Annotated in this window: 19 protein-coding genes; 14 read left to right on the forward strand and 5 right to left on the reverse strand. The window is 61.1% G+C overall.

Annotated features, from left to right (window positions below):
• The 10 genes from ACI3K0_RS30060 to ACI3K0_RS30105 form a co-directional block, all read left to right on the forward strand.
• The coding region (locus ACI3K0_RS30060) for an ATP-binding cassette domain-containing protein (RefSeq protein ID WP_404946924.1) at positions 1-619 on the forward strand (619 nt) is incomplete at its 5' end.
• A gap of 341 nt (positions 620-960) precedes the next feature.
• Complete coding sequence (locus ACI3K0_RS30065; RefSeq protein WP_404946925.1) at positions 961-1,188, forward strand: class II aldolase/adducin family protein; 228 nt, start codon at positions 961-963, stop codon at positions 1,186-1,188.
• Positions 1,189-1,302: 114 nt separating this feature from the next.
• Positions 1,303-2,022: a sulfite exporter TauE/SafE family protein gene (locus tag ACI3K0_RS30070; RefSeq protein ID WP_404946926.1), complete on the forward strand. Its 720-nt coding sequence runs from the start codon at positions 1,303-1,305 to the stop codon at positions 2,020-2,022.
• Between the two features lie 236 nt (positions 2,023-2,258).
• The gene (locus ACI3K0_RS30075) at positions 2,259-2,756 is read left to right on the forward strand and encodes an RNA polymerase sigma factor (protein WP_404946927.1); all 498 of its coding nucleotides are present in this window, start codon (positions 2,259-2,261) and stop codon (positions 2,754-2,756) included.
• 28 nt (positions 2,757-2,784) lie between these two features.
• Positions 2,785-3,783 carry a FecR family protein gene (locus ACI3K0_RS30080; RefSeq protein WP_404946928.1) on the forward strand — a complete coding sequence of 333 codons (999 nt, stop codon included), beginning with the start codon at positions 2,785-2,787 and terminating at the stop codon, positions 3,781-3,783.
• Between the two features lie 192 nt (positions 3,784-3,975).
• Entirely contained in the window at positions 3,976-6,351 is a 2,376-nt protein-coding gene (locus ACI3K0_RS30085) for a TonB-dependent siderophore receptor (RefSeq protein WP_404946929.1), read from the forward strand.
• Between the two features lie 10 nt (positions 6,352-6,361).
• Positions 6,362-7,195, forward strand: a complete 834-nt coding sequence (locus ACI3K0_RS30090; protein ID WP_404946930.1) for an ABC transporter ATP-binding protein — start codon at positions 6,362-6,364, stop codon at positions 7,193-7,195.
• Entirely contained in the window at positions 7,188-8,219 is a 1,032-nt protein-coding gene (locus tag ACI3K0_RS30095) for a FecCD family ABC transporter permease (RefSeq protein ID WP_404946931.1), read from the forward strand. The genes ACI3K0_RS30090 and ACI3K0_RS30095 overlap by 8 nt, the downstream gene beginning before the upstream one ends.
• Positions 8,216-9,295, forward strand: a complete 1,080-nt coding sequence (locus ACI3K0_RS30100) for a FecCD family ABC transporter permease (RefSeq protein ID WP_404946932.1) — start codon at positions 8,216-8,218, stop codon at positions 9,293-9,295. Before ACI3K0_RS30095 ends, ACI3K0_RS30100 begins: the two co-directional genes overlap by 4 nt.
• A complete protein-coding gene (locus tag ACI3K0_RS30105; RefSeq protein ID WP_404946933.1) occupies positions 9,292-10,269 on the forward strand; it encodes an ABC transporter substrate-binding protein in 978 nt (325 codons plus the stop codon). Before ACI3K0_RS30100 ends, ACI3K0_RS30105 begins: the two co-directional genes overlap by 4 nt.
• Positions 10,270-10,439: 170 nt before the next feature.
• Here the strand turns inward: ACI3K0_RS30105 and ACI3K0_RS30110 are convergent, their stop codons facing one another.
• A complete protein-coding gene (locus ACI3K0_RS30110; protein WP_132279306.1) occupies positions 10,440-11,339 on the reverse strand; it encodes a LysR family transcriptional regulator in 900 nt (299 codons plus the stop codon).
• Positions 11,340-11,447: 108 nt separating this feature from the next.
• Here ACI3K0_RS30110 and ACI3K0_RS30115 point away from each other — a divergent pair, with 108 nt between their 5' ends.
• The 4 genes from ACI3K0_RS30115 (at position 11,448) to ACI3K0_RS30130 (ending at position 13,951) form a co-directional block, all read left to right on the forward strand.
• Positions 11,448-12,128: a DsbA family protein gene (locus ACI3K0_RS30115; RefSeq protein ID WP_404946934.1), complete on the forward strand. Its 681-nt coding sequence runs from the start codon at positions 11,448-11,450 to the stop codon at positions 12,126-12,128.
• 132 nt (positions 12,129-12,260) lie between these two features.
• Positions 12,261-12,596 carry a heme-binding protein gene (locus ACI3K0_RS30120; RefSeq protein WP_404946935.1) on the forward strand — a complete coding sequence of 112 codons (336 nt, stop codon included), beginning with the start codon at positions 12,261-12,263 and terminating at the stop codon, positions 12,594-12,596.
• 54 nt (positions 12,597-12,650) lie between these two features.
• Positions 12,651-13,547: an MBL fold metallo-hydrolase gene (locus tag ACI3K0_RS30125; RefSeq protein ID WP_404946936.1), complete on the forward strand. Its 897-nt coding sequence runs from the start codon at positions 12,651-12,653 to the stop codon at positions 13,545-13,547.
• Positions 13,548-13,552: 5 nt separating this feature from the next.
• Positions 13,553-13,951, forward strand: a complete 399-nt coding sequence (locus ACI3K0_RS30130) for a nuclear transport factor 2 family protein (protein WP_206829423.1) — start codon at positions 13,553-13,555, stop codon at positions 13,949-13,951.
• Between the two features lie 135 nt (positions 13,952-14,086).
• Here the strand turns inward: ACI3K0_RS30130 and ACI3K0_RS30135 are convergent, their stop codons facing one another.
• The 4 genes from ACI3K0_RS30135 to ACI3K0_RS30150 form a co-directional block, all read right to left on the reverse strand.
• Positions 14,087-14,341 carry a DUF736 family protein gene (locus ACI3K0_RS30135; protein ID WP_404946937.1) on the reverse strand — a complete coding sequence of 85 codons (255 nt, stop codon included), beginning with the start codon at positions 14,339-14,341 and terminating at the stop codon, positions 14,087-14,089.
• A 662-nt stretch (positions 14,342-15,003) separates the two neighbouring features.
• Positions 15,004-15,627: an RES family NAD+ phosphorylase gene (locus ACI3K0_RS30140; RefSeq protein ID WP_183687577.1), complete on the reverse strand. Its 624-nt coding sequence runs from the start codon at positions 15,625-15,627 to the stop codon at positions 15,004-15,006.
• A complete protein-coding gene (locus ACI3K0_RS30145) occupies positions 15,599-16,315 on the reverse strand; it encodes a hypothetical protein (RefSeq protein ID WP_183687575.1) in 717 nt (238 codons plus the stop codon). The genes ACI3K0_RS30140 and ACI3K0_RS30145 overlap by 29 nt, the downstream gene beginning before the upstream one ends.
• A 231-nt stretch (positions 16,316-16,546) precedes the next feature.
• The coding region (locus ACI3K0_RS30150) for a DDE-type integrase/transposase/recombinase (protein WP_404946938.1) at positions 16,547-16,800 on the reverse strand (254 nt) is incomplete at its 5' end.

Raw genomic sequence — 16,800 nt, forward strand, 5'->3', positions numbered from 1 at the left:
TGCAATCGAACTCCCCTGGAGCAACGGTCAAGCCGAAGGTCAGATCAACCGCCTCAAGGTACTGAAGCGAGCAATGTACGGTCGCGCCGGCCCGGAACTGATGAGTGCGAGAATGATGCCGCTGAATCACAGAAATTGTGGAAGAACCCAATGGAACGCATTCCCGCATCTGACGGTCCTTGAGAACGTGATGCTGGCGCCCAGGAAAGTGCTCGGCAAATCGAAGGCGGAAGCTGAGGCGATTGCGGTTGAACAGCTCAAGCATGTCGGGCTCGGTGAAAAGCTGAAAGCCTTCCCGTCGCGCCTGTCCGGTGGGCAGCAGCAGAGAATGGCAATCGCCCGCGCGCTCGCGATGTCGCCGGACTATATGCTGTTCGACGAAGTGACCTCCGCGCTCGACCCGCAGCTGGTCGGCGAAGTCTTGGACACCCTGCGCATGCTGTCGCAGGAAGGCATGACCATGATCGTGGTGACGCACGAAATGCGGTTTGCCTGCGAGGTCTCCGATCGGGTCGCATTTTTCCGCGAAGGGCTCATTCATGAGCTTGGGACCCCCGAGCAAATATTCGATAGCCCGCAGCGTTCCGAGACGGCAGACTTCCTACGATCGGTGCTTTGAATCTCTTACCCTATTGATTTTGAATACAACACGTGCCGCTGCACCTCAACCTGATTGCGGGGTCAGCGGTTCGGATCCTTGCAAAAGCTTAATTCGCCCTACCGCTTTCAAGGTATGAAAAACCGGTCTCCTTCCACATAGTCGGTAACACGACGGACTTGATGAGCTATCTTATCAGCCAGATGCCGCCGAAGGCATCCATCTCGCCGGCGATCCGCCGTCGAAGGAGGCCTTCTTCCATCTGGCGGTCTATTAGGAACGGCCCGAGGCAGGCGCAATCGTTCACCTTCACTCCACCCATGCGGTTGCCCTGTCCTGCCTCTGCCATGAGGACACTTCCGATGTGCTTCCGGCTCACCGCCTATCAGATCATGCGGATCGGGCGATTGCCGCTTCTTCCCTATTTCCGGCCGGAGGACCGCAAGCTTGCGGATGCCGTTCGCCAGATTACCGGTGGACACAAGGCAATCCCGCTTGCCAATCACGGCCCGATCGTTTCCGGTAATCCCAGCAGGACGCAGTCCACGCCTATGAGGAACTCGAGGAAACGGCCAAGCTGGTTTTCCTGATCGGTGCCGGCCCGTCTCACGCCTCACCTGCGAGGCGATCGCCGACTTGAATAAAAGCCTTCCCGAACTGACATCGGGCCATGCGCGTGAGGACCGATTTTGGAACAGTGGATCTTGCTGCTTGTCACAGCACTAGGCGCCGGTGCGCTGAGCGGTGTGATCGGAACCGGTGCGAGCCTGCTGCTTCTGCCACTGCTGGTGCCGATGTTCGGCGCCGTGGAGGCCATCCCGATCATGGCCGTCGCCGGCTTCATGGCCAATTTGTCGCGGGCGCTTGCGTGGCGGCGTTCGATCGCTTGGAAGGCGGTGATGGCCTATTCACTGCCGGGCATCCCAGCCGCGGTATTCGGCGCCTACACGCTGGTTCACATGCCGCGCGGATGGCCGGAAGTGCTGCTTGGCCTCTTCATCATGGCTGTGGTGCCGCTGCGCCGGCTGGTGATGAAGGCCATCGTTTCCATCAATCTGGTGCAGATGGCCGTTGTGGGTGCTGTGATCGGCTTCTTGACGGGACTATTCCTCTCCACCGGGCCGCTTAGCGTGCCGGCCTTTCTGGCGCTCGGCCTCGTGCGCGGTGCCTTCATCGCAACCGAGGCGATGGCCTCGCTGATCGTCCAGATGGCGAAGATCGTCAGCTTTCATGAATTCGGCGCGATTTCCATGGTGGATCTGGCAAGGGGGGCTGCGATCGGATTGGCGCTCATGCTCGGAACGTTCGCCATACGCCCGCTCGTGGCCCGGATCCGCGACCACCATTTTCGCGTGATGATGGACGTGGTGACGCTTCTGTCAGGCCTCTGGCTACTGGTCTTCGGTCTCTTCCAGACGGCGTGAAGGATTGTCGTATTTTTGCAACAATGTCGCAAAAGATGCAACACACGCGATTGGTGCTGGAGCGCTCTGCACGGTGAACCGAGGGCCGAAAATGCTGTAAAAACATGACAATCCGAGAAGGTATTGTCGCCTGCGACGCTGCGATGGCCGTCTGCTCTAAGTTATTGAGGTTGAAAGCGTTCTACGACTTTCGTAGCAATGAGGCATATTATCCCGAGCAACACAGCAAGCAAGTAATGATCGCAAAGTCGGAACAGATTGCATCCCTGTATCTCGCCGAGCGGGGCAGGCTCGAGCGGCAGATCTGCCGTCGCGTCGGTTGCAGGGCGACGGCCGGTGATCTGGTGCATGATATCTTCCTCCGCCTCTGGGAGAGAGCGACGGATCGCGACGGCACCGAGGCGGCCTACCTCAACCGCTGCGCGCGCAATGCGGCGATCGATCATGTTCGCGCCAGCCAGCGCCGTATCGATTTCTTCGGCAAGATCCTGCCGGAGCAATATGCGCCGCCGGCAGCATCGCCGCATGATATCCTCGCCGCCAACCAGTCACTCAATTCGATCGACGAGGCGCTTGCGGCCTTGCCGATCCGCACCCGGCATATCTTCCTTCTCAACCGAATTCACGGTAGGAGTTTTTCCGAGATCGCCGGAGCCCTCGGCATTTCGCAAAGGGCAGTTGCCAAGCATATGGCGCGCGCAGTCGCGGCCTGCGTGGCTGTCGTCGAGGATTGAAGAGCGAGCGGCTGCGTTCGGGACTATGATGAGATCAAGAGACCGGCAACCGAGAGGGGGACAAGGCACCGAGCCTGCCGAACAGGCACAGGCCTGGTTCGTGACGCTTCTTGGCGAGACGACGGCCGCGCAAAGGGTCGAATTCACCCAATGGCTTAACGCTGATCCGGCTCATATGGATGCTTACCGAGACGTAGAGGCGAGCTGGCAGGCCATGGAGGGGCCGGGACATCGTCTGGCCGAGCGTGAGGCCGACGAACTTTCCGTCTATCTCAAGGCGATGGACAGGAACAAACGGGGGCGTAAGACTGCCAGCAAGGTCGGCCTGTTGGTGCTTCTGGGGGCCGTCGTTCTGGCGGGCGGCCTATGGCTGGAGCGGCCGGGACTGATCGATGATCTGCGTGCCGACTATGCCACCTCGCGCGGCGAGCGGCGGACGGTGACGCTTGACGACGGATCGACGGTGCTTCTCGATGCCGACAGTGCGCTTTCCCTGGAGCTTTCGCCCAACAGACGGCGCGTGCATCTGTTGCGCGGAGGGGCGTATTTCGATGTCACGCCTTCCAGCGTGCCCTTTGTGGTGGACGCGGCGGATGGCTCGGTCAGCGTTCTCGGCACGGGCTTCGATGTCCGGTTGGTCGATGATGGCGGTTCCGTCACCCTCGCGCATGGGCGGGTGGCGGTCCGTGCCGGAGGGCAGCCCTCAGAGACGATCCTTGAACCGGGCGAGCAGGTACGGTTCGGGCCGAACGGGGTTGCAGACGTCCAGACCGTGGCTATCGAGGATGCGCTTGCATGGCGAGGAGGGCGCTACGCGTTTTATCGGGCGAGGCTTGCCGATGTCGTGGCGGAGATCGAGCGCTATCGCATGGGCCGTATCCTCGTCGTTGGCTCGGACCTTGCCGACGCGAGGGTGACGGGCAGCTTCGCCCTCAACGATACCGATGCCGCACTGCAATCCCTGCAGGCGAGCGTCGGCTTCAATCTGCATAGTCTTGGCGGACGCCTAACGATTGTCAGTCCGTGATTTAAAGCAACATAATCAATGTCTTGCGCGATTTATGCAGGAAAAATCGCCAATCGCGGTTCAGTGATCGCGTCTTCCACACGTGAAGTCTTCAGGAGCGCGGGTACCGGGGTCTGCCGGGTTCGCGTTCTCGGGGCAATGTGTAGAGGGCGTTTAGGCATGGCGGGATGTGGATTGCGCGGGGCGCGCAATATGCTGGCGGTGATTTTGCTGGCAACGGTTAGCAGCGTTTCGATCGCGGTGGCGCAGCAGCCAGCGAGCGGGCAGGGGCAGGCCACTGCCAACCGGTTCGATTTCGATATTCGGGCAAGACCGGTCCCGCAGGCCATCAATGACATCGGCCGGATCACCGGCCTTTCGGTCGTCTTCCGCGAAAATGGCAGCATGTCGGCAACCGGCCGGCCGGTGCGCGGATCGATGACGGCCGAGCAGGCGCTCTCCACAGCACTGGCGGGTACCGGTCTTTCCTATCGCTTCAGCAACGGGCGCACGATCCAGATCTATGATCCAGCCCAGGCATCCACTGCCGGCACTGCGGACGCAAACGCGCTGGCGCCGATCGTTCTCCAGGGCGGTTCGGACACGACGGAAGGCAGCGGATCCTACCGGGCGGAAACGGTGACGATCGGCAAGATGGCGCGCAGCCTGCGTGAAGTCCCCAATTCTGTCGCTGTCGTGACACGCCAGCAGATCGAAGACCAGGATCTCACCAGCGTGCAGGACGTGGTGGGAGCCACCAACGGCGCGACCCTGGTGAAGAACGACGATATCAACGAGCGCACCGAACTGCAGTTCCGCGGTTTTGTCGCCAGCAGCCTGCAGGTCGACGGCAGCTCCATGTCGGCCAACAATGACGTGACGACCTTCGATACGGCGATCTATGATCGGGTCGAGGTGCTGAAGGGACCCGCCGGTATCCTGCAGGGCGCCCGCGAGCCGGGTGGTACGATCAATCTCGTGCGCAAGACACCGACCGAAGAACGGCAGATCAAGGCAGATGCCGAGGTGGGCTCGTGGAACCGGCGGCGAGGCGAGGTCGACGTCAGCGGCCCGCTCAGCGAGGACGGCGGCGTCCGCGGCCGCATGGTCGGCGTCTGGGACAAGGGCGATTCCTTCATCGATCTCGTCAATTATGATCGCAGGCTTCTCTACGGGACACTGGAATTCGACATTACCGATCGCACGACGCTGGCGGTCGGCGGCACCTGGCAGGGAGGCGAGGGGCGCAATTCCCGTGGCCTGCCCGCCTATGCCGACGGTACCCTGCTCGACGTGCCGCGCTCCACCTATGCTGGCTCAGACTGGGATCATAGCCGGACACGCTCCGCCGATGTCTTTGCCAAGCTGCAGCACGAATTCGACGACGGTGCGGTGTGGAACATGAACACGACCTATCTCGACCGCAAGCGTGACGGCAAGATCGCCTTCGCCAATGCGGCGGTCGATCCGGCGACGGGATTGACCGAACTGCTGCCGGAGCATCGCATAGACCGGGAGGACAATTTTAATTTCGATACCTCGGTCACCATTCCTTTCGAAGTTGGCGGGCTGGAGCAGAAGGTGCTTGTCGGCGCGGATTACCAGCGGGCGCGCGAGGAGATGGACCGGGCAAGAGGGCCTGCCGTCGACTTTGATATCTTCGATCCCGACTACGGCATTCCCGAGCCTGATTGGAACTTCAACCGCTTCGATATGGTCAAGAACCGGCAGTACGGGCTCTATGGCCAGGCGCAGATCAAGCCGATCGATTGGGGCACGATCATCGTCGGCGGCCGGCTCTCCTGGTGGGATACGCAATCCGTCGACCGCCAGACCGATGAGGAAACCTCGCGGGCTTCCGTCGACGGCAAGTTCACTCCCTATATCGCCGGTATCATCGACATTACCGACACGACCTCGATCTACGCCTCCTATGCATCGATCTTCGTGCCGCAGGATGCGGTGACGGTTGACAACCAGGTCATAGATCCGCGCGAGGGCAAGCAGTTTGAAACCGGCGTGAAGACGGAACTGTTCGACGGGGCGGCGATTGCGAGTTTCGCAGTGTTCCAGATCGAGGACCGCAATCGCGCCGTCACCGACCCGGTCGATCCGGATTTCTCGATTGCATCCGGCAAGGCGCGTAGCCGTGGTTTCGAGGTGGATATCAGCGGCGAGGTCCTTCCCTCCTGGGAAGTGACCGCCGGCTATACCTTCCTCAGAAGTCAGTATCTGAGCGATCCCGACAATGGCGATGCCGTCTTCGAGCCGAGGGCGCCCAGGCATTCGTTCCGCCTTTGGAACAAATACACGTTCGACACGGGCCAGCTTGAGGGCTTGAGCCTGGGCGGCGGCGTCCGGGTGTTCAGCGATGTCTATCGGATAGATCAAGGCGTCCGCTTCAGCCAGGCCGGTTATGCGATTGTCGATCTGCAGGCCGGCTACAGGTTCAACGAGAACCTCAAGGCGAGCCTGACGGTCGGCAACGTGTTCGACAAGAAATATTACCAGTCGGTTGGCTACGAGGAACGCCAGAACTATTACGGTGCTCCCCGCGCCGTGACCTTCAAGCTCTCCTCCAGCTTCTAAGGCGATGGTATTGCACGGTCCGCAGAGCGGCAGCCAAAGGCAGACGGTCAGTCTCGCGGCGAGGGACGTCACCTTCTCCTATGGCAAGGCGGAGATCCTGAAGCAGGTCAGTGCTGCGATTTCGCCCGGACGGCTGACCGCACTGGTGGGGCCGAACGGATCGGGAAAGTCGACGCTGCTTTCGGCACTCGCCCGGTTTATCACCCCGTCCGGCGGGGTGGTGGAACTGGACGGGCAGCCGATCCTCTCGCAGGCCTCACGGGCGGTGGCCCGCAAACTGGCGATCCTGCCGCAATCCCCTCCCATGCCAGAGGGCATCACCGTTTTCGAATTGGTCTCACGCGGCAGGTTCCCCCATAGCGGATTGCTCGGCCTCTGGAGCGAGGCCGATCTTGTGGCGATAGACGCGGCGATGGCCATGACAGGTGTCAAGGATTTCGCCGACCGGCCGGTCGGTGGCCTTTCCGGCGGGCAGCGGCAACGCGCCTGGATCGCCATGGCGTTGGCGCAGGAAACGCCGGTCCTGCTGCTCGACGAGCCGACATCGGCTCTCGACCTGCGCTATCAGCTGGAAATTCTGGCCCTCCTGCGCGATCTCTGCCGCCAGCATGGCCGCACCGTGGTGATCGCGCTCCATGACCTGAACCTTGCCGCAGCCCATGCCGACGAGATGATCTTCTTCCGGCAGGGAAAGGTGCATGGGGCCGGCGCGACGTCAGACATATGCACGGCAGCCGTCATCGAGGCCGTGTTCGACATCGCCGTCGATGTGCTGAACGATCTGAGAACCGGAAGGCCGGTCTTCGTGCCGAGACTGCCAGGCGAGGGAGGGGTGGATGGCTGACGGCCTCCTTTCCGACATGGCGGCGCGTCGCCGGGTGCCAGCGGGTGCGATCCTGTGGCTGGCGCTTCTCGCTGGCACCGTCATCCTCATCGCCATGATATCGCTGGCAATCGGTTCGCGGCCGATTTCCGCCGGTACAATCCTGGCCGCCTTCGGTTCGTTCGATGCCGATAATTTCGATCATCAGGCGCTCATCCTCTTCCGCCTGCCGCGGCTAGAGGCTGCGCTTCTCGTCGGTGGCGCTCTGGGGCTTACCGGGATGCTGATGCAGGTGGTGATCCGCAATCCGCTGGCCGAACCACAATTGCTCGGCCTCAATTCGGGCGCCGCACTGGCGGTGGTCGCCATGTCCGCCGCCGGTCTCGATGCTGCCGGTGTGTTCCGGCCGTTGGCCGCAGCGATCGGGGCTTTGACCACCTTCGCCGTCGTGCTGGCGCTTTCGGGCATAGGGCAGGGCGGTGCAACCCCCTTGAAGGTGACATTGAGTGGCGTGATCGTTTCTGCCTTCGCCTCCTCCATCACCTCGACACTGCTTCTGATCGATGATCAGGCATTGGCCGATCTGCGCTTCTGGCTCGCGGGCGATCTTGCAGGGCGTGCGGATGCACACATCGCTATCTGCGCAACGGCAATCGGCCTTGCCGTTGTCGCGGCCTTCCTGCTTGCGCCGCGCCTTGCCGTGCTTTCTCTCGGCGACGACGTGGCGCGCGGGCTCGGCATCAATGTGAAGGCAACGCGGATCGGGGCGGTCGCCATTGCGGCCGTGCTTTGCGGAGCGGCGGTGACGCTTTCCGGCCCGATCGGCTTCATCGGCCTGATCGTGCCGCATCTCGTGCGCCGCGTGATCGGCAAGGGACTGCGGCTGCAATTTGCCGCCTGCCTCATCGGCGGCCCGATCCTGCTTCTCATCGCTGATATTCTCGCACGCCTGCTGATCGCGCCGGCCGAAATCGCCACCGGCGTGATCACCGGCGCCGTCGGCGCATTCTTCTTCATCCTCATCGTCGCGCGGTATTTCCGATGAGTGGGCACAAAACCAAGACCGGATATGCGGATGCCGGCTACAGGAGGGCGGGATATCGCCGCGTGGGCGGGCGGTCTACCTTCCTTCTCTACCGGCCACTTGTCCTGGCCTGCATGATTGTTGCATTCGTCGTGCTTGCCGCAGGGGCCTTTGCGGCGATGGTGATCGGCAGCCTTTCGGTGTCGATGGAAAGCCTATTTTCCTGGCTTTCCGGCTCGCTGCGGGACGATGTTGCCTCTTTCGTCATTGGCAATTTGCGTTTGCCGCGCATTCTTCTCGCCGTGATCTGCGGCGCGGCACTTGGTGCTGCCGGCGCGGCTATGCAGTCGGCGACGCGCAACGGTCTGGCCGATCCGGGCCTGATCGGCGTCAAGGAAGGCACGGTCGTCGCCGTGGTTGCGGCTTTGATATTCCTGCCGCAACTGTCGCCGTCATGGCGGCCGGTGCTTGGGCTGGCGGGTGGCGCGACGGTCGCGGCTGTGGTGATCGCCATAGCCCGTTCGCTTTCCGGACTGCATTTCGTCCTGATCGGGATCGGAGTTTCATGGCTGCTCTCCTCCTGCATCGCGCTGTTCATGACCATGGCGCGGATCAGCGACGTGCAGACCGCGATGATCTGGCTGGGCGGCAGCCTTCATGCGGCCTCCTGGCTCGATCTTCAACTGATGCTGCCCTCGACGCTGCTGGGGTTTGCCCTGCTTCTCACCACGACCCGATCTGCCGATGCAGCCATGTTGGGAGACATGGCTGCGACCGGTCTCGGCGTCCGTTCTCGCCTCCTCAATGCCGCAAGGCTTTCGGGTTCGGTGCTTTTGACCTGCGCCTGCGCATCCGTGGTCGGGGCGCTCGGCTTTGTCGGGCTTGTCGCGCCCCATCTTGCCCGGCTTTCCTTCGGCTCGGCGCAGATGCCGCTCCTGTTTGGCAGTGCGGCCTTCGGCAGCCTTCTCGTGCTTCTGGCCGATACGGTCGGCCGCACGATTTTCGCCCCGGTCCAGATCCCGGCCGGCGTATTGCTGGCTGTCCTGGGACTGCCGTTTTTCCTGTTTCTGATGTGGCAGAGAAGGGATGCGCTTTGACGAGACCCGGTTTTGCACTCCTCGCACTGACAGCCTGGCTGACGCTCGGCATGCCATTTGTGATCCCCACCGCCTCTGCCCGCGAAATCATCGATGACGCCGGACGCCGCGTAGAGATCGTTGACCGGCCGCAGCGCATCGTCTCGCTGGACGATGCGGACCTTACCGTGCCACTGCTCGAACTCGGCGTCGTGCCGATTGCAAGCCAGGGCCGACTGGGACGCGGTGGCCATCACTTTCTCCGCTCCGGCATGACGCTGACTGGCCAGGATTTCGACAATACCGGCATGACCTTTCTCGGCATGCAGCCGGTCGATGTCGAGGCCATCGCGGCGCTGAAGCCGGATCTGATCCTGGTCTTTAAGGGCCGCCCCACCCCGCCGGAACAATTGCAGGCGATCGCGCCGACCGTGGTCATCAACGACATCGCGCGTGGACCGGACGACATCTACGACATCCTTGCCGACCTGACCGGACGGCAGGCGGCCCTCGATCTTCTCAAACGCCGCTACAACGCCCAGATCGCCCAGCTGCGGCTGATGGCCGGCGACAAGCCCCCGGTAGTCTCCGTCATTTCCGCGACCGGCGATCGCAAACTCAGCGTCGAGCGGAGCTATGGCAGTATAGGCCTTGTTGCACGGGATGCGGGTTTTGACACTCCCGCGCTGACAAAGACGATTGCGGAAAATTCCGGTGCGCTCTTCAGCCCTGAAGCGCTGCCCGAATTCGATGCGGACATCGTCTTCGACACCTATCGCAACGACCGTAACGAGACCGCGAAGGATGCGAAGACGAGGCTGGAAAACATGCTGCCCGGCTATTGCCGCTACCTGCGGGCGTGCCGGGAAGGGCGCTATTATTTTCTGCCGAGGGACGAGGCCAAGTCGACGGCCTATGCGGCCCGCATGATGGCGCTCGCGTTGCTGACAGGGATTGTTTCGTCTTTGCAGTTGGACGACGAGACAAGCCATTGAGATATTTACGGGTTGACGGTTCATATCCAATCAAGGCGAAGTTGTTCTTCCCCTCGAATCGCCCGTGGCCGCCATGCAGAGCCTGGGCATCAGGATTTCAAACCGCTTGCGATTGGATGGCGCGGGTGTTGACCTCCAAACCGGCGAATGCGTCCATCAGTAGAACATCCTTATCCCTTCAGTCTTGCGGTCAACATATCCACGAATGCTGAGACTTTGGGCGGTCTGAAGCGGGCTGCCGGGTATACCGTGTAGACACCGCCTGAGGGCAGATGCCAGTCCGGCAGGACATGAACCAGGCGTCCGCTCGCTATGTCATTGGCCGCCAGAAAATCCGGCAGGACCGACAGCCCGCCGCCTTGCCTCACTGCCTCCATGACCGCTGGCGTTGTGTTTATCGCGATGTCGGACCTGAAACGCACGGTGCGCGTCTCGCCTCTTTCCTTGCGGGTAAACGTCCATTCCAAGGGTTCTTTGAGCGCATTGTTGGCGACGAAGGGAAGCGATGGCAAATCGCTCGGTCCATTAAGTTCGGCGACCTTGCTCGCGAGATGGGGCGGGCTTACCAAATATTGGCGAAACGTGCCGATCCGACGTGCCTGCAAGCTTGAATCAGCCAGCCAGCCGACGCGAATGGCAAGATCCATATTGTCAGCGACAAGATCGACCATTCTGTCGCTGAGGCTCAACTCGACCTTGCATTCCGCATAGCGGGCAGTGAAGGCGGTCATCAGGGGAACGACCACCGAGGTGCCATAGTCGTAGGGTGCCGTGATCCTCAGCAGACCCTTTGGCTCTGTCCGGGCTTGAGCCAATTCTCTCAAGGCATCCTCGGCCTCGCGCAAGACAAAGACGCAGCGAAGGTGAAACATTCGCCCCGCCTCGGTCGGCTGGAGACGTCGTGTCGTGCGCATCAATAGCGTGGTGCCGACTTCTTCTTCAAGTTTTGCCACCTGCTGGCTGACGACAGCCTTGGTGATGCCGAGATATTCGGCTGCGCGCGTAAACGAACCCGCATCGACGACAGCGACGAAATAGGCCAGCCGATTGAGATTGGTCGATTCCTGCACGCACACGCTCCCTATTGATTGTTTGCTTTTAGCATACATTCATTCGTGTTCGACGGACTTCTCGCTTCAATCCTCTCATGCAATCTATAACTTCATAAGGAGCAAGACATGAGCGACAAGGCCCACATTACCTACTTATTTGATCCCCTCTGCGGTTGGTGCTATGGCGCGTCGCCCTTGCTGGCACAACTCGCTGCGCTTCCAAACCTCATCGTCACACTGGCGCCGACGGGACTGTTCTCGGGGACGGGCACGCGGCCGGTGGATGAACAATTTGCCGCCTTTGCCTGGTCCAACGATGTTCGCATCGCGAGCTTAACGGGGCAGCGGTTCACCGAAGATTATCACGTGCAGGTGCTCGGCGGCGGTGGAATGCTGGACTCTGGCCCAGCGACGCTGGCAGTCACAGCCGTTTCTCTGACAGAGCCTTCTCGCGAAATCGATGCGCTCAAGCTCATTCAAGAAGCGCGTTATGTTTCCGGTCTCAACATTACCGATCTGCCGGAGCTGCGCGCAATTCTGGAGCATGCCGGCCTTAAGGCCGCTTCGGACCGCCTTGCAACACCGGATGCGGAACTGCTCGCGGCAAATCGCAAGCGCATCGAGCGGGCCCGGTTGCTCATGCGGGAGTTCGAGGCCGGTGGCGTGCCAGCGCTGATTGTCGATGACGGACAGCGTCGCGCTCTGGTCAAGGCACATGAAATGTTCGGCAGTGCCGCCGACCTTGTTGCCAGGCTTTCCGCAATCGGCAGCTCCCGGCCCCTCAATATCCGCCAGAACCAAACCTGAGGGAGGAAACGATCAGGACGATGGAACGAATGACCCATGTCCCTCTTGGCGTGTCGATGCTCTGGACGTCTGCCCCGGCCACAGCCTTTGTCCAGAGCATGCCGCCCTATGGCGCGCCGATCACACTTAAGCGTGCCAAACAGGCTACAGCCGCCGCGGTCGTCGATTCCGGCAGCAACCCTTGCCTACCTGGAACGCTCGGATCAGGCCGGCACTGGCACGATCGATGCCGCGATCGGCAAGGCCAGGGCGGCCAACGGCATCAAGACGCCGACCAACACGATCGAGGACATGATCCTCAATCGAAACCAAAACAACCTGCTTGCGGCGCCAGGTGCCTTCCCCGTCGAAGGAGGTGTGCCGATCATTGTCGATAACCAGGTCATCGGCGCCATTGGTGCCAGCGCTGGCATGCCTGCCGACGATGGCGCGGTTGCCAATGCTGGAGCGAAGGGTCTGCAGCCATGAGACGAGGCGGATGATCCAACATCCTTTCCCAAAACCTTAAACCAGGAGGCAATCATGTTCACGAGGAGAACCATCATGAAAACCACAATCGCCGCTGGCGTCACCGCCGTATTCGCCCCCGCTAATCTCGGCCACGCCGCCGGAAGCCTCACCTGGAAACATTTCCCCGCTGGGCAGAATGGCTTCTTCCGCGCACCTGTTCTAATCTCCGGCGCCACGGAAGCCGTGCTGATCGACGGCGGCTTCACGCTTCCCGATGGCAAGGCCGTGGCCGAGGCGATCAAGGCAACGGGCAAGACACTGACCACCATCTATATCAGCCAATCCGACCCGGATTATTACTTCAGCCTCGGTCCGATCAAGGCTGCTTTCCCCGACGCTAAGGTGATCGCTGCCTCGGCCACGGTCGATGCAATCAAGGCCAGCGTTGAGAAGAAGCTCGCCGTTTGGGGACCGCAGCTCAAGGAAAATGGCCCGCAGGCGTTGGCCGACGTTGTGATGCCGGAAGTCTTTGATGAAAAGACACTGACCGTTGACGGCGAAGCGATCGAAATCGTCGAAGCAGAAGGCCTCGCCAACCGGCGTTATCTGTTCGTTCCATCCCTGAATGCCGTGTTCGGCGGCGTGATGATCTTCAACGGCGTGCACGTCTGGACGGCGGACACCAACAGTGCCGAACTGAGGGCCGCTTGGGTCGCAAATCTCGAAAAGATCGCGGCGCGCAAGCCGGCTGTTGTCGTGGCTGGACACATGGTGCCCGACGCCAAGACCGATCTTTCAGGCGTCGAGCATACCATTGCCTACCTGAAGGCATTCGACGAAGAACTGGCCAAGCATAAGGACTCCGCCTCGCTCAAGGTCGCGATGGAAGCGCGCTTCCCGGGCCTTGGCATGGGTGTCGCCCTTGACATCGGCTCCAAGGTCGCCACCGGCGAAATGAAGTGGGGCTGATCGCCATGGGCGCCAATCTCGATCTTGTCAGGGCCACCTATGAAGGCTCATCGGAAGACAACGGCCGCAACTTAGCTGCGGCCCTGGCACCCGATGCGACATGGACGGAAGCCGAAGGCTTTCCATATGCCGGCACCTATGTGGGCCCGGACGCCATTGTCGCTGGGGTCTTCCACAGGCTCGGCACGGAGTGGATCGGCTACAGTGCCAAGGTCCACACGTTCATGGAGGATGGCGATCGCGTCGCGGCTTTCGGCGTTTACTCTGGAACCTACAAAGCGACCGGCAAGTCGATGACGGCGCACTTTGCCCATCTCTACGAGGTCCGAAACGGCAAGATCGCCACCATGGTCCAATATGTCGACAGCCATATGGTGATGCAGGCGCTGAGTGCTGCCGAATAGGATTATGACCGTGAATAACCTGACATGGTTTCCTTACGGGATTCGATGTCAGGTTTCCGATCGTTTTACTCACAAGCAATGCGGAACCCAAGGATTGCGTGCGGGCCTAAAGCCTTACTTCCGAAAGAGCACGTCTTAGGGGAGCATCCGAAATCTGGATCGTGCCGTGGAAAGGGATGCCCATATCCAGATGTAGGGCTCTCCGTCGCCGGAAACTTGGCTCCAGCCTGCGCCGATTTCAACGCCGGGGCCGGCGGTGATGCGGAAGTCGGGAGCGTCGAGCGAGGTACGCTCGATCGAGTTCAGGCGGGCCTTCAGGGAGACGGTGAGGGTGCGGAAGTTCCCAGTGATTGTGTTGCCGTTGGTGGTGCACTCGCCGATGACTGCCATTGTCGTGATCCTTTCGGGTTGATCGGGCCGCGACCATCGCGTCCTCGATGACTGTCGAATTGATCGGGGACGATCGCACCGCGTCCCTAAGGGACCGGAATACAATGGAGGGCGGCGGGAGATGGCTTTCTCGGACCGCAAGGAACGCGAACGCAGTTCGCAGGGGAAGAAAGTTGGCGATGCCGTTGCGGGAGAACGATCGAGGCGCAGCCGCTCTTCGATCAGACATGTCAAAACGAGGCCGCGTTGGCCGCGCCCACTTCCTATGCCCGAATGGATGGCACCAATGGCTACATCAATAGTTTGGGAATTTGCCGATCCAATGCGGCAAGTCCTGGAAATGTCGTCGGACTCTCTGTCTCGATGACGGATTCCGGTTTCCAATCGGGCAGATGTCATCCATGTTTGTTCTTGTTCGCCAAAAATGATCCGTTGTTGGCAGGACGCAGGGGGCCAGTCGCAGCAACATTGTTTCGTACCCGCCCGACGCAAGATCGCGTCCGCTGACACCGGACCGCACAAGCCGCGCTGTCCGGTTCAGAATTTGCGATCAGCAGAATCTGACTTGCGCTCAATCGCAGCTGATTGATCCCGCCCCTTCGGTCGATGGCGGGTGTCCACGGATCCCTGTCGTGGCCATGAGCGCATCGGCCGAACGCCTGTCATGGAGAGCGGGCGCTCCGGACCGAGACACCGATTTCCTTCAACGCGGGAACGAGGTCTGGGTGTCGAAGAAGCTCGATTGCCGGCGTCGCCGCAAGGTTGCGCGTCACCGCACGGTCGTAGACCGCAAGGCAATGGGCGCCTGTCAACCGCGATGCGTATAATAACCCGTCGGCATCGAAGTTACCATAGACAGCCTCGCTCAGCGCCTGCCCATCGCTGTGGGCTTTCGCACGGGCAGCATCGGTACTGACGCCGAGCTTGAGGAGACCGGTGGTTCTCAGATCGAGGACCGTCAAGGGATCGATCGCGGAAACCTCGGCAATCGCCCAGTCTTCGAACTCTGTTTCATCAAGCGCCCGGTCAGCGCTGCCCTCGAAACGGTCACGCACGATCGTTTCCGCAATCGCCGTGGGCAGATCCTGTGCGATGTAGGCCAGGCGAAATCGCCTGCGAGGGCTGGAAAAGCGGCTGTTGCCAAAGCCCATGCCGAGTGGCGTCGCCATGTGGTTACGTGGCAAAACGCGCAGCCAGGCATTCGGCCGAAACGCCAGCGCGAGATCGGCAACTGTTTTGGGATCGAGCTTCACAGTGTCAGCCGAAATCACGCTCGGCCGCAGCAAGGACCTCGTCCAGACGGCCAATTTTCATGAGATCCAGCGGCGAGCCGCCGATATCAGGCTTTGTCCGGATCAACCACTGCCATGCGACACGAGGATTGGCGATGATCCGCGTCACCTGAGCCATGCCCTCTACAGGGCGCCCATCGACGAACTGCGCCAATGGAAAGACATGCTTGCGTTCGCCCTTCAGCAGGCCAATCACCGCGCCACGCCTCTGCCAGTCGTGCAGGGTCGACCGTTTCGTGCCAAATGTCTTTTCGATCTCGGCCGGTCCCGCGACAGGGCCGGCCCAGTCCTCGAGACGCGTCGGCTCTGCAAAAGCTGCAAGTCTGCGCCTGCCTTCATCCAGATCGATGGGCGCGGGAAGACCGGCGCCTTGACTGACCTCGATGGACTTGCCAACTGGAAGCGGCGTGAGGCGGACGTCCGCTTCCGCGACGAGGCCAGCGACCGCGACCTCGACGGCTTGCGCCAGCTCGCGTTCGTCGGCAACGAGCCGGCGTTGCTGGTCGGCGGCAAGACGTGCGGTTGCTGCGGTGACTGCGGCGACGACACGCCCCGTTGCGGCAAGCGCCGTCTTGGAAAGACGTGGATTATGACGGGCGAGGACCTCGACGACATCGGCGATGGCCGCCGGGTTCAACCCCGACAGGGAGGTTGCTGACGATTTTCTGACGGACGTAACCATGTTGCTGCTCCTATCATCTGCGACGATAGATAGTACAGATTGTCCGGAATGTCCAGATTGCAGGGCGCATTTACAATGTAGGGGGCAAAACAAGATTGTTCGCAGTCTCCAGGAACGTCAAGTACTGTGGCCGCATGCTTTCATGCGGATTTCGTCGAAGCTCCCGAAGGTAACCGAGGGAGTTGTCACGTTATCGAGCGGTGATCGTACTACGCCTGCGGCTCTCCGAGATCAGGCAATCGCGCCCGTCACGGCTTTCCAATGCGGTATTGCGCGGGTGCGGTGAATATGCGTGGCCAGGGCGGATCGTTTGTGATGCGGGGTGACGAAGAGATTTCGGAGCGCCGAGAAGATCGAGATGAACCGCTGCAAGCTGCCGGCTGATCGGAAACCCTGCATCGTGCGTTCCCGTTTCCGGAGCGGCAGATGAGAATTTTCCGCTCGATTGTTGAGACCCTTGTGGGACCAGTGCTCGACAGCCGGCA

Origin of the sequence: Rhizobium sp. ZW T2_16 (assembly GCF_044987325.1) — a bacterium.
Taxonomy (GTDB): Bacteria; Pseudomonadota; Alphaproteobacteria; order Rhizobiales; family Rhizobiaceae; genus Neorhizobium; species Neorhizobium cellulosilyticum.

What these genes read in the sequence shown, in the direction of transcription:
- ACI3K0_RS30100 (WP_404946932.1), top strand. Translation starts at nt 8,216, where the DNA reads ATGAGTGGGCACAAAACCAAGACCGGATATGCGGATGCCGGCTACAGG.
- ACI3K0_RS30130 (WP_206829423.1), top strand. Translation starts at nt 13,553, where the DNA reads ATGGGCGCCAATCTCGATCTTGTCAGGGCCACCTATGAAGGCTCATCG.
- ACI3K0_RS30080 (WP_404946928.1), top strand. Translation starts at nt 2,785, where the DNA reads ATGAGATCAAGAGACCGGCAACCGAGAGGGGGACAAGGCACCGAGCCT.
- ACI3K0_RS30075 (WP_404946927.1), top strand. Translation starts at nt 2,259, where the DNA reads ATGATCGCAAAGTCGGAACAGATTGCATCCCTGTATCTCGCCGAGCGG.
- ACI3K0_RS30135 (WP_404946937.1), bottom strand. Translation starts at nt 14,341, where the DNA reads ATGGCAGTCATCGGCGAGTGCACCACCAACGGCAACACAATCACTGGG.
- ACI3K0_RS30065 (WP_404946925.1), top strand. Translation starts at nt 961, where the DNA reads ATGTGCTTCCGGCTCACCGCCTATCAGATCATGCGGATCGGGCGATTG.
- ACI3K0_RS30095 (WP_404946931.1), top strand. Translation starts at nt 7,188, where the DNA reads ATGGCTGACGGCCTCCTTTCCGACATGGCGGCGCGTCGCCGGGTGCCA.
- ACI3K0_RS30115 (WP_404946934.1), top strand. Translation starts at nt 11,448, where the DNA reads ATGAGCGACAAGGCCCACATTACCTACTTATTTGATCCCCTCTGCGGT.
- ACI3K0_RS30085 (WP_404946929.1), top strand. Translation starts at nt 3,976, where the DNA reads ATGCTGGCGGTGATTTTGCTGGCAACGGTTAGCAGCGTTTCGATCGCG.
- ACI3K0_RS30125 (WP_404946936.1), top strand. Translation starts at nt 12,651, where the DNA reads ATGTTCACGAGGAGAACCATCATGAAAACCACAATCGCCGCTGGCGTC.
- ACI3K0_RS30145 (WP_183687575.1), bottom strand. Translation starts at nt 16,315, where the DNA reads ATGGTTACGTCCGTCAGAAAATCGTCAGCAACCTCCCTGTCGGGGTTG.